The following is a 12,167-nucleotide window of genomic DNA, read 5'->3' as shown; positions in this document are numbered from 1 at the left end:
CACTGGGCGCTAGGCAGCGCTCAGTGCGTCGTACAGCGCCACATGAATGCGGGCGACGCGGGCAATATCGAATTCGCGCTCGGCCAGCACCCGGCCAGCGTTGCCCATGGATAGCCGCAACGCCGTGTCGTCCACCAGGCGAGCGATGGCATCAGCCAACGCCTGGGCATCGCGCACGGGCACCAGCAGGCCTGTTTCATTGGGTTCGATCGCGTCACGGCAGCCCGGCACATCGGTCGTCACCACGGCCCTCCCGCATGCCGCTGCCTCGATCAGCGATTTGGGCAGGCCTTCGCGGTACGAGGGCAACACGGCGATGTGGCTGGCCGCGTACAGATCGGCGATATCGGAACGCTCGCCCAGCACCTGCACGGCGCCATCGCGCTTCCAGGCATCAACCTCATCCTGTGTGGCCGACGCCGGATTACCCGCATCCACGCCGCCCACTAATTGCATCGTCACCGGCACGTCGCGCTGGCGCAGCATTTGCGCGGCCTGCACGAATTCCTGCACGCCTTTGTCGCGCAGCAGCCGCGCCACCATGGTGACCACGACGGGTGGCGACGACGGTTCGGGCAGCGCGCGATAGGAGGTCAGGTCCACGCCCGAGCCGCGGATCATGACGACCTGCTCGTCACGCACCGCACCCAGCGATTTGAGCATGTCGCGGTCATTGGCGTTCTGAAAGATCACGCGGCTGTTGGGATGCCCCAGCGCAATCCGGTACAGCCGGGCCACAACCGAACGCACCAGCCGCATCTTCAGCGAATTGGACAGAAATACGAAGCCCAGCCCCGATATCGCAGCGACGACGCCTGGCACCCGGGCAAGGCGGGCGGCGATGCCGCCGTAAAGCACAGGCTTGATGGTGACCAGATGCACCACGTCCGGACGCACGCGGCGGAACAGGCGCAGCAGGGCCAACAACGTACCCAGTTCCTGCAAGGGATGCTTGCCGCTGCGCGTCATGGGAATCGCGTGATGCGTCATGCCCAAGGCCTGGATGTCGGCCACGGCGGGCCCGTCCATCGTGGCCACATGCACGTCGTAGCCCGCCTGTTGGGCAGCTTGCGCCACCGGCACGCGGTGCGACATGAAGAATGCCGGGTTATTGACGACAAACATCAAACGGCGGCCGGCGCTCATGCCTGGACTCCCGAAATGCGGCGCCAGACGGCGAGGTAGCGTTGCACCATCCGGGCAAGGTCAAAATGCTCCAGCACGCGGGCACGTCCGGCTTCGCCCGCACGGCCGCTGCCACGCGCGGCCACGTCGCACAACGCGGTCTCGATGCCTCGCGCCAGCGCCTCGGCTTGTTCTGGCGGCACCACGATGCCCGTATCCCCGACGATATAGGCCGCGTCGCCCACGTCCGTCACCACGCAATAGACGCCGCAAGCCATCGCTTCAGCGACCACATTGGGAAAGCCCTCCGCGCAACTGGACAGCACATGCAAGTCCAACCCGTTCATCACCGCAGGCACGTCGTCGCTAGGCCCCGCCAGGATCAGGCGGTCGCGCAGATTCAGCTTGTCGATCAAGGCTGCCAGCTCGGCATTGTCCGGCGTCATGCCGCGCCCCACCAATACGCAGCGCAGCCCGCCATCCCGGCCATCGCGCACCAGTGCGGCCACGGCGCGCATCAGGTTGGCGTGGTCCTTGAGCGGATCCCAGCGGGCCACGCACCCGATCACAGGCGCGTCTTCGGACAAGCCCCATTGCGCGCGAACGCGCGCGCGGGCTTGAGCGTCGGGCGCATAGCGCGACAAGTCGTAGCCGTTCGAGATCACCACCATGCGATCGCGCCGGTAGCCTTTTTCCGCATGGCGTTCAGCGGCGTTCTGCGCGGCGCATACGATCGCACGGGGAACCACGCCCGACAGCAACGCGCAAGCGCGCAGCACCAGACGCGCCGAACGGCTGCTGCGTTCCAGATGCGCACCGGAATTGCGGATGCCCCAGGCGATGGCGCGCACGCCCGCCAACCGGGCAGCCAGCCCGCCGATCAGGTCGGCGTGATACATCCAGGTCTGCACGGCATCGGGACGCGCGTCGGCGATCAACCGGCGCAAGGCCAGGAACCCGCCCAGGCTGACGCGCCCGCGCTTCATGCCCAGCGCCTGCACCGTTACGCCTGCGGCCCGCAGCCGTTCCCCATAGATACCTTCGTCGGTCAGCGACACAACGATGTGTTCCACGCCCGGTTCCGGATAAGTGGCCAGGCGCAGCAGCACGGATTCCGCGCCGCCCTGCCCCAGGCCGGTAATGACATGCAGGATGCGCAGCGCCGGAGTGCTCATCGCCCCTCCCGCACCGCTTCAAACAATTCGTCCCACTCCGACAACACGCTGGCCAGCGCATAGCGGTGGCGCACCGCCGTTGCGCCGCGCAGACCCAACTGCCGGCGCAGGGCCACGTCGCTCATCACACGCTGCAAGGCGTCCCGCAGGGCGTCACGATTGCCCGCGGGCACCAACAGGGCGTCCTGGCCATCGCGCGTCATCTCGCGCGGACCGCTGGGGCAATCAAACGCCACGCAGGGCAATCCCAGCGACATGGCTTCCAACAGGACATTGGGAAAACCTTCGACCAGCGAGCTCAGCACAAAGGCCTGACCGCGTGCCAACTCGTCCCACGGCGCTTCCGTGCGGCCAGGCAGGCTGACTCGCGATTGCAGACCCAGCCGGGCAACCTGCGCCTCCAGCGCGGCGCGCTCGGGACCTTCGCCCCAAATGCGCAAGTTCCAATCGGGATGCAACGGCGCCAATTGCGCAAACACGTCGATCAGCAGATCGAACTGTTTATCGGTCACCAGCCGGCCCATTGCCAGCAATTCGCGCGGGCCGTCCTCGTCGCGCTGCGGCACGCGCGGCGCGTCCAGCAACGGGGCGGGCAAGGGATTGGGAATGACGGCCAGACGCTTGATGCCAGGCACCTGACGAGAGAACGGGCCAGCGGTGTCTTCCGCCTGCACCGTCACCATGTCGGCGCGCGGATACAGCAGACGCCGCAGACGGCGCCACACCGTTCCCGTGGTCGTCTCGGCCACCGGATTGGTGCGTTCGCAGACGATAAGCGGCACGCCCAGGCCTCGCGTGGCGAGAATGGCGGCCACATTGACGTTGGTCAGAAAGGACACCACCACGTCGGGCTTGGTGTCGCGGATGTGCTTGCGCAACGCCATCAGGCGCTTGAACGCGGCCATCGGACCCGATACGCGCGTACCCGCCAAGTCCGCCAGCCAGGCAAGATCCACCTTATCCGACAAGGGATAAAAGCAGGTGCCTTTGGACGAGTAGGTGGGAGTCAAGGTGACGGAATCCCCGCGTTCGGCCCATGCGTTCACCAGCGTGGCCGCGACCCGTTCGGCGCCGCCCGCATGCATGGAACTGACCAGCATCAATATTCTCATTCGTCAAAGACTCCCAATAGATCCCCCTTGATCCTGTCCTGAGCGATAACGGTCCAGCCAGGCCTGCATCATCAGAACGCCCCACAGATGGCTGTCCCAATTGCGATGACCCGACGTGTGCTCACGCCACTTGCGCAGGATGGGTTCGGGTTCAAACCAGCCCTCCTGGCGCAATCGCGTGGGGTCCAGCAGCGCATCCGCCCATTCACGCAACGGGCCGCGCAGCCAGGCGGCCAGCGGCACGGCGAAGCCGCGCTTGGGGCGGTCCACCAGCGCCTGCGGCACGTGGCGGTGCAGCACCTGGCGCAGCAACCACTTGCCCGTATTGCCGCGCACCTTGTATTGGTGCGGCAGGCTCCAGGCGAATTCATACACGCGGTGATCTATCAGCGGCACCCGCGTTTCCAGGCTGACCGCCATCGCAGCGCGGTCCACCTTGACCAGGATGTCGTCGGGCAGGTAGGTCACCGTGTCCAGCTTCATCATGGATTCAAAAGTGGAGCCTTGCATGGCCCGCGCAAACTCCGATACCGGTTCCACGCCGCCCTTGACCACCGCGGACGGATCGGCCCAGTACGACACGAAGTGGCGGTAGAACTCGCCGCGCGTATCGGCGCGCAGCAGCTCACCCAGCTTTCCGACCTTGCCCCGCCAGGCACCGCGGCCAGGCAGATGGGTGGATGCGCTAAGCAGCGCACCCGCCGGCTTGCGCAACAGCGCAGGGAAGCGTTCGCATTGCTGCCACCAGTTGTTCACGCGGAAATAACGCGAATAGCCGCCGAAGAGCTCGTCACCGCCATCGCCCGACAAGGCAACGGTAACGTGCTGACGCGCCATTTTCGTGACAAGCGAGGTTGGGATCTGCGACGAATCCGCGAACGGTTCGTCGTACATATCCGCCAGAGACGGCACCACCGCCAGGGCGTCCGCCGCAGTCACATAGAGCTCCGTGTGATCGGTGCCCAGATGCGTGGCGACGGCCTTGGCGTGCTGCGCCTCGTCATAGCCCTTCTCGTGAAACCCGATCGCAAAGGTGCGCACCGGCTTGGTGCTCTGCGCCTGCATCAAGGCCACGATGGTGGACGAGTCGATGCCGCCCGACAGGAAGGCGCCCAGACTCACATCCGCCAACATCTGGCCGCCAACGGCTTTGGACAGCACGCCTTCCAGCGCTTCGGTGGCCTGTACGTCGGTGTCGAATGTCAGCAGCGATTTGGCGGCGGTGTCGGCGGCGTCGCGCGCCGACCAGTACACCCGAGGCTCGGGCATGCGGCGGCTGCGGGTATCGTCGGCGGTGAATTCCACCCAGGTGCCCGGCGGCAGCTTGGCGATGCCTTCATAAATGGATTGCGGCGCCGGAATGTAGTTGTGCCGCATGTACGACGCCAGCGCGTTGCGGTTCAGGTCGCGGCCGAATCCGGGAATGGGCATCAGCCCCTTCAACTCGGAGGCGAACACCAGTTCGGCACCCGAGTAACCGTAGTACAGCGGCTTTTCGCCCATGCGGTCGCGCGCCAGCATCAGCTTGCGCGACGCGCGATCCCACAACGCAATCGCGAACATGCCGACAGCGGCTTGCAAGGTCGCCTCGATGCCCAGCGCGGTGAAGCCGGCCAGCAAGGTTTCCGTGTCGGAGTGCCCACGCCAGGACGGTGCCAGCGCGGATTGCTCCAGCTGCTTGCGGATGTCCAGGTGGTTGTAGATCTCGCCGTTGAACACCATCACATACCGCCCGCAGGCGGACGTCATGGGCTGGTGGCCGGCTTCGGTCAGGTCCAGGATTGCCAGGCGCACGTGCGCCAGGGCCAGCTCGGCCTCGGTATCTTCCCAGAACCCGTTGCTGTCCGGCCCGCGATGGCGGATGCGGCGGCAGCTTTCAGCCAGCACGCGCTCCTTGTTCCCGATGGGGCCCCAAATTCCGACTATTCCACACATGATGAAGTTCTCGTGGTCACCGTAGCAACAGCATGCCGCGCGGGCCTAACGGCCCTGTCCGCGCACGCCATCAAAAAGTTCTTGCCATTGTTGCAGCACGCGCGTGGCCGAAAAGCGGTCGCGCACGTCAGTCGCCGCTTGCGCCATTCGCTGACGCGCGACGTCATTGCCCATGACGTCCGCCAGCGCCTTGCTCAGCGCGGACACATCGCCATTGGGCCGGACCAACACACCGTCGATACCTTCGCGCACGATCTCACGCGGGCCGGTGTCGCAATCGAAAGACACGGCGGCAAGGCCGCTGGCCATCGATTCCAGCAAGGTGTTGGACAGGCCTTCAAAGCGCGACGTCAGTACATATAGATCAGCGCTGTCGTACCAATCACCGACATTGCCGGCGCGGCCCGGCATCGAAATGCGCGTCGCCATCCCGGCCTCGGCGACTTGCGCCGTCAGCGCCCCGCGTTCATCGCCTTCTCCGAGAATAACCAGATCCCAATCCGGATGCGACGGCGCCAGCAGCACGAACGCCTGGATAAGCAGGTCGAAGCCCTTGTCCGCATGAAGCCGGCCAACCGCCAGCAGGCGCTTGCGCCCATCGCCGGACACCGGCGTCAGAATCGGTTCGGCGCGCGGCAACGGCCAGTGCACGGGGTTGGGGATGACCGCCAGCCGGGAGCCGGGCACATATTGTTCGAGCCAGTCCGCCGTGCCGCGAGTCAACGCAACGACGCGCGCGGCGCGCGGATACGTCAGACGGCGCAAGCGCAACCACAGACCTGACAGCGTCTGCGACGGTGGATGCGTGTGTTCGGTCGCGATCACGCGGCAACCCAGGCCCGCGCTTGCCAGCACGGAAAGCACGGAGGCCGTGGTCATCATGCCCAGCACGATGTCCGGCCGAAACGCCTTGATCACTCGTCGCAACGCGCGCACGCGCTGCACATTGCTCCAGATGCCACGCAGGCCGCCGCCCTCGCCCGCCGTATGCAGGACTTCACGGCGCACTTTGGGATGCAAGGCGTAGACATCGCCGTCGGCACTGGCCTGCGTCACCACCATCACGTCACGCCCCATCTCGGCCCAGTGGGCACTCAGGTCCGCGGCGACGCGCTCTGCCCCGCCGCCATGCAGCGAATGGATGAACAGCAGGACGCGCAATGCACGGCCGGATTCAGCTTGCGACATTCAATCGGCCTCTTTGGGTTCGGCCTTGCGCATGGCCACCACCAGGTAGCAAGCGAAGGACAGCACATACATGAGGCTGGTTGCCAGCATGATGCCAGCCGCGCCCATCTTGGGCGCCAACACGGTGTTCAACACCGCCTTCAGTGCAAAGTTGGCCACCGCGATGGCGGCCATGATGCGGTAGCGATTCTGGCTGGCCAGCAGTTGCACCAGGATCAGCACGCCAAAATAGAAAGGCAGCTGTAAAAGGCCCCAACGCAGCACATGCGCAACCGCCTCGGTGTTTTCCGCGGTGAACGCGCCACGCTGGAACAGCACCGACACGCCCCACGGCGCCAGCACCCAGCCGACCACGACCGCCGCCGCGCCCGCCACCACCATCAGCACGGACCATTTCAGCGCCATGCTGCGTGCCCGCCCGGTATCGCCCCGGGCCTGCACGTCGGCCAACACCGGCAGTGCGGCGCGGCCCACCGACACCGCTCCGATGCCCAGCAACAAAGACAGCAAGCGGCTGGCGTAACCCAGCGTCGCGTTCGCGTTGGCGCCCAGATTGGCGGCAGCGTATTGATCCAGCGGGCCGACGAAGCTCATGGCCACCTGGCCGATCAGCATCACGCCGGCGGCGGCCATCAGCTCAGGCCAATGCGGCGATCGGAACCTCAGGCGTGGAGCGCCCCAGAAGCCTCCATCCGCGCGCGCCGCCAGCCAGGCCAGCCACACCGTCTGGATGGCATAGCCCACCAACGTGCCCCACAACAGCGGGCCCACGCCATCGGCGCTGACCGCCAGCATGACCCAGGCCAGCGTCGCCACGGCGGGCACGCTATCCAGCAAGGTATTGACGTGGCGTTCGTGCGAACGCAAGCGGGCGGCGCTGATGCCGGCCACCAACAACAAGGCGGATACCGGTGCGAAGGCAACCAGCAGGTCGCCCGTCATGCCGCGCACCCGGTCGGGCAAGCCCTTGCCCAATGTGTCCAGCACGTAGGGCCACGCGAACCAGGTCGCAATGGCCAACGCAATACCGGCGGCGGCTACCCAGCCCTGGAGCTCACTGATGAATTGGTCGCGTTCGGCGTCATCCGCGCGGCGTAGCCGCACCAGCACCGGGATCAGCACCACTGACAAGACGCCCACGATCGTGACCGGCAGCCAGGTGGCCATGGTCATCGTGAATTGGTAGGCATCCACGGCGTCGCTGACGCCGTACCGGTAAGCCACCGCCATCTCTTTGATGGCGCCGGCGGCCTTGCCCAGCAGCAGGAACACCGCCACCCGGAAAGCGCCTTTGAAGATGCGCTGATGGTCCGGGTGGATGTTGCCGAGTTTGCGGATGAGTGCTTTCAAATCAACGCAGGAATTGCGTGTACCAGGGCATGGCCACTTCCAGGCCTTGCAGCACCGTATGCGAAGGCGCGTAGCCCAGCAGACGACCCGCCTTGCTGACGTCGGCCTGCGAGTGGCGCACGTCGCCGGCGCGGAAGTCGGCATACACCGGCTTCTTGCCGTAGTTCACGTTCTGGTTATCCAGGGCCTTCACCAGGAAACCGAACAGATCGTTCAACGTGCTGCGTCCGCTGACGGCCACGTTGTAGACCTGATTACGGGCTTCCGGCGGGGCCATCGCGGCCAGCAGGTTGGCTTGCACCGCATTTTCCACAAAGCAGAAATCGCGGCTGGTCTCGCCGTCGCCGTTGATCGTGACGTCGTCGCCCTTGATCATCGCAGCGGTCCACTTCGGAATCACGGCGGCGTAGGCGCCGTCCGGGTCCTGGCGCTTGCCGAACACGTTGAAGTAGCGCAGGCCCACGGTCTCGAAGCCGTAGGAACGCGCGAAGACGTCCGCATACAGTTCGTTCACGTACTTGGTCACGGCGTAAGGCGACAACGGCTTGCCGATGTTCTCTTCCACCTTGGGCAGTGCCGGATGATCGCCATAGGTCGAGCTGGACGCCGCGTAGACGAACGACTTCACTTCAGCGTCGCGCGCGGCGACCAGCATGTTCAGGAAGCCGCCGATGTTCACCTCGTTGGTGGTGATCGGGTCTTTCAGCGAACGCGGCACGGAACCCAGCGCGGCCTGATGCAGCACGAAGTCCACGCCCTGGGCCGCACGGCGGCAAGCATCCAGGTCGCGGATATCGCCTTCCACAAACGAGAAACGCGCCCATTGCTCGGCCGAGACCGATTCACGGACCTCATCCAGGTTGCGTTGGTGGCCCGTCGCGAAGTTGTCCAGACCGGTTACGGTCTGGTTCAGCTTCAACAGCGTTTCCAGCAGGTTCGAGCCGATGAAGCCGGCGCAGCCGGTCACAAGCCATTTGCGCGGCGCGGCCGAGAGTTCCTGCTTGATGGTTTCAAAGCGTGTTGTCATAGAGAGAAGTCCTTACAGGCGCAGATCAGATTCGTCGGCCGACAACACATACTTCAAGTCATACAGAATGTGTTGTGCCTTGCCCAGTTTGCGGATGCCTTCCGCGCCCAGAGCCTTGAACTGGTTGTGCGCAACCGCCAGGATCACGGCGTCGTACTTGCCCTCTTCCAGCTTGGCGACCGGCGTCAGCCCGTATTCATGCACGGCTTCCTCGGTGTCAACCCACGGGTCATAGACGTCCACTTCGACGTTGTAGTCGCCCAATTCGCGCACGATGTCCACAATGCGGGTGTTGCGCAGGTCGGGGCAGTTTTCCTTGAAGGCCAAACCCATGACCAGCACGCGCGCGCCCTGCACGTGAATGCGCTGCTTGGTCATCGCCTTGACCAGTTGCGACACCACGTAGCCGCCCATCGAATCGTTCAGGCGACGGCCCGCCAGGATGATCTCGGGGTGATAGCCGATCGATTGCGCCTTGTGCGTCAGGTAGTAGGGGTCCACGCCGATGCAATGGCCGCCGACCAGGCCCGGACGGAACGGCAGGAAGTTCCACTTGGTGCCGGCGGCTTGCAGCACGGCTTCGGTGTCGATGCCCATCTTGTTGAAGATCAGGGCCAGTTCGTTGATCAGCGCGATGTTGACGTCACGCTGCGTGTTCTCGATCACCTTGGCGGCTTCGGCCACGCGGATGCTGGATGCCTTGTGGGTGCCGGCGGTGATGATCTGCTTGTACAGCTGATCGACCAGTTCGGCGACTTCCGGCGTGGAACCCGACGTGACCTTCTTGATCGTGCTGACGCGGTGATCCTTGTCGCCCGGGTTGATGCGCTCGGGGCTGTAGCCGGCGTAGAAGTCCTCGTTGAACTTCAGGCCCGACACACGCTCCAGCACCGGCACGCAGTCTTCTTCCGTGGCGCCCGGATATACGGTGGATTCATAGATGACGATGTCGCCGCGCTTGAGCACCGCGCCGATCGTCTCGCTGGCCTTGACCAGCGGAGTCAGGTCCGGTTGCTTGTATTCGTCGATGGGCGTCGGCACGGTCACGATGAACACGTTGGCCTGGCCCAGTTCGGCGCGGTCAGCGGTGTAGGTCAACTGAGCGGCTTCAGCCAGCTCGTCGTCGTTGACTTCCAGCGTGTGATCGTGACCAGCCTTCAAGGCGTCGATGCGGCGCGTATTGATATCGAACCCGATGACCGAGCGCTTCTTGCCGAACTCCACCGCCAGGGGCAGACCGACGTAGCCCAGGCCGACGACAGCAAGTTTCACATCCTGAATTCGCAACATAACTCTCCCTTCACCGTAGAACGATTACGGCATTTAAATATGGTCGGGTGATCGATGAATAACCGAGCCCCCGGCGGCAATCGCCGGGGCACTCAACACTAATCCGAGGTCTTCAAAACAGACGGCAGCAGCAGCCAGCCCGGACGGCGCCAGGACACCAGGCGCGCATACAGCCAGATATAGACGCTGGCGAACACCACGAGGCTGGCGCTGAGGGCCCAAGCGTTGTCCCACCAGATCGTGGCCGGCACCAAGCCGATCAACGCCAGCACCCACATGTAGGGCGAGGCCATCGCGTTGCACAGCGCCGGCACGGCATGGCGCCGGCCTCGGCTGAACGTGACCCGGACCAGGCGGCGGAATACCAGCTGGTGCAAGTGCAGGGCATCCGGTTGATCGACAGGCACGCCACGCTTGAAGCGCCGGCGCCAGATCGAGAATCCGGTTTCAAATACGGGGTAGAACAACACGGCCAGCGCGTAGAACGGCGACACCGACGGATTGCGCACCACCAGCAACACCGCCAGCTCAGCCAGCATGAAGCCCAGGAAATACGCGCCGCCATCGCCCAGGAAGACGCGGCCGAACGGGAAGTTCCAGACCAGGAAACCCAGCGTCGCGGATGCCAACGCGGCGGAAATCAGGAAGATCGGCACATCGCCCACTTGCATCGCCACCAGGCTGATCGACACTGCCATCAGCGTGGCCACCATGCCGGCCAGGCCGTTCATGCCGTCCACGATGTTCAGCGCATGCGTACAGCCACCCACCGCGAACATGGTGAACAACAGGGATACCGGCCAGAACGACAGCACGTAATCCACTGGCGCCATGCCGACACGGCTGACGCCGCCCAGCAACCACCAGGCAATCGCCGCCGACAGAAACGCCGCCAGCAAACGCTTGCTGGCGCCGATGTCTTTCGTAATGTCTTCCAGCAGGCCGGCCACGAACACCGGCAAGGCGGCGACGAACAGCGCGGGCCACAGCCAGGTCAGCGTCATATTGGCGGGGCCCAAGACCAGCAGGCCCAACAGCGTGCCCGCAAGCACGGCCAGCCCGCCAACGCGGGGCGTCGCGCGGGAATGGTTTGCTTGTGGCTTATTAAGGTCGCTGTCGCCGGTAAAGCGCCCATGCCAGCGCTCCGACCACACGATGAGTCCGCCCACCATGAACGCGACCACGCAGATATACAGCCAGGTCACAGAATCACCTCTGGTTGGTCTATCGAGACAGGCCCGCCATTATCGGAGGCAGGTGTAACGCCCATATATGGGAGGGATAAGGAAGTGCAATTCACGGGCACGAAACGTAACACCCGGGATCGAACCGTTCGCCCACCCACTGACCGTCGGTTGAAGGGGGCTGGCGTCACAACACCGCGAAGGCGCGGAAATACAGATTTCATGCGCTGATTGTAGAGCTTTCCGCCCGGCAACACGCGAAATATCCAAGGGAAAACGCGGATGCCTCCATAGGGAGGATATGCCGCCCGCCAGCCTGGCCAGACAAGCTTCCTCAAAAAATAGGGACGTATTGACGGGAGATAAAAAAAAGCCCGAGATCGTAAGATCTCGGGCTAAATCCACCAAAGGAGGAGGGTGGAGGAGACAACCGTGGCATGTTGGGAGCTGGCTTTCTGCTCACTACGCATTCGGGGTTTGGCACCGCGCCGACTGCGTTTCAACATCCGATGACTGAATAGTACCGAGGTTTTTTGTGCGATGCAAGAATTTTTTTAACCTCTTTGGAAGACCTGTTTTCGCGTTGCGTTTTTGCAGCAAATTCCTGCGCCACCCTCTGGAAACCCGCAGCAATGCGTGACCTTACAAAAAAAAGGGTTTTTGCCGAACGGGTAAACCCGCCGGGGGCTAACCCTAGACAATGCCGGGTAATCCCACCCTGTTATTTGCACCAGAACGGTGCGTCTTGCACCAGCATGCGGCGAAATTTGCGCACTGCAAC

The 12,167-nt window shown here is 64.1% G+C and carries 9 protein-coding genes; all 9 read right to left on the bottom strand.

What is annotated here, in order from left to right; genetic code table 11:
- Positions 1-9: 9 nt before the first annotated feature.
- A complete protein-coding gene (locus HV753_RS14185; RefSeq protein WP_175175121.1) occupies positions 10-1,146 on the bottom strand; it encodes a glycosyltransferase family 4 protein in 1,137 nt (378 codons plus the stop codon).
- Positions 1,143-2,300, bottom strand: a complete 1,158-nt coding sequence (locus HV753_RS14180) for a glycosyltransferase family 4 protein (RefSeq protein ID WP_175175120.1) — start codon at positions 2,298-2,300, stop codon at positions 1,143-1,145. Before HV753_RS14180 ends, HV753_RS14185 begins: the two co-directional genes overlap by 4 nt.
- Positions 2,297-3,412, bottom strand: a complete 1,116-nt coding sequence (locus tag HV753_RS14175) for a glycosyltransferase family 4 protein (RefSeq protein WP_175175119.1) — start codon at positions 3,410-3,412, stop codon at positions 2,297-2,299. The genes HV753_RS14180 and HV753_RS14175 overlap by 4 nt, the downstream gene beginning before the upstream one ends.
- 3 nt (positions 3,413-3,415) lie before the next feature.
- Positions 3,416-5,347, bottom strand: coding sequence for an asparagine synthase (glutamine-hydrolyzing) (asnB, locus tag HV753_RS14170; protein WP_175175118.1), 1,932 nt, complete (start codon positions 5,345-5,347; stop codon positions 3,416-3,418).
- Between the two features lie 45 nt (positions 5,348-5,392).
- Entirely contained in the window at positions 5,393-6,535 is a 1,143-nt protein-coding gene (locus HV753_RS14165) for a glycosyltransferase family 4 protein (RefSeq protein ID WP_175175117.1), read from the bottom strand.
- Positions 6,536-7,885 (bottom strand): murein biosynthesis integral membrane protein MurJ, encoded by a 1,350-nt coding sequence (gene murJ, locus HV753_RS14160; RefSeq protein WP_175175116.1) that lies wholly within the window; start codon positions 7,883-7,885, stop codon positions 6,536-6,538.
- Between the two features lies 1 nt (position 7,886).
- A complete protein-coding gene (locus tag HV753_RS14155) occupies positions 7,887-8,912 on the bottom strand; it encodes an SDR family oxidoreductase (protein ID WP_175175115.1) in 1,026 nt (341 codons plus the stop codon).
- Positions 8,913-8,924: 12 nt separating this feature from the next.
- Complete coding sequence (tviB, locus tag HV753_RS14150; RefSeq protein ID WP_175175114.1) at positions 8,925-10,202, bottom strand: Vi polysaccharide biosynthesis UDP-N-acetylglucosamine C-6 dehydrogenase TviB; 1,278 nt, start codon at positions 10,200-10,202, stop codon at positions 8,925-8,927.
- Positions 10,203-10,300: 98 nt separating this feature from the next.
- Entirely contained in the window at positions 10,301-11,407 is a 1,107-nt protein-coding gene (locus tag HV753_RS14145; protein WP_175175113.1) for an MraY family glycosyltransferase, read from the bottom strand.
- Between the last annotated feature and the right edge of the window lie 760 nt (positions 11,408-12,167).

The organism is Achromobacter pestifer (assembly GCF_902859625.1).
Classification (GTDB): domain Bacteria; phylum Pseudomonadota; class Gammaproteobacteria; order Burkholderiales; family Burkholderiaceae_B; genus Achromobacter; species Achromobacter pestifer.
Note: the sequence above shows the minus strand (reverse complement) of the source record. Positions and strands in the feature narration are given on the sequence as shown.

Excerpts from the sequence above, each read along its gene's own strand:
- HV753_RS14185 (WP_175175121.1), bottom strand. The coding sequence starts at position 1,146 with ATGAGCGCCGGCCGCCGTTTGATGTTTGTCGTCAATAACCCGGCATTC.
- HV753_RS14180 (WP_175175120.1), bottom strand. The coding sequence starts at position 2,300 with ATGAGCACTCCGGCGCTGCGCATCCTGCATGTCATTACCGGCCTGGGG.
- HV753_RS14175 (WP_175175119.1), bottom strand. The coding sequence starts at position 3,412 with ATGAGAATATTGATGCTGGTCAGTTCCATGCATGCGGGCGGCGCCGAA.
- asnB (WP_175175118.1), bottom strand. The coding sequence starts at position 5,347 with ATGTGTGGAATAGTCGGAATTTGGGGCCCCATCGGGAACAAGGAGCGC.
- HV753_RS14165 (WP_175175117.1), bottom strand. The coding sequence starts at position 6,535 with ATGTCGCAAGCTGAATCCGGCCGTGCATTGCGCGTCCTGCTGTTCATC.
- HV753_RS14155 (WP_175175115.1), bottom strand. The coding sequence starts at position 8,912 with ATGACAACACGCTTTGAAACCATCAAGCAGGAACTCTCGGCCGCGCCG.
- tviB (WP_175175114.1), bottom strand. The coding sequence starts at position 10,202 with ATGTTGCGAATTCAGGATGTGAAACTTGCTGTCGTCGGCCTGGGCTAC.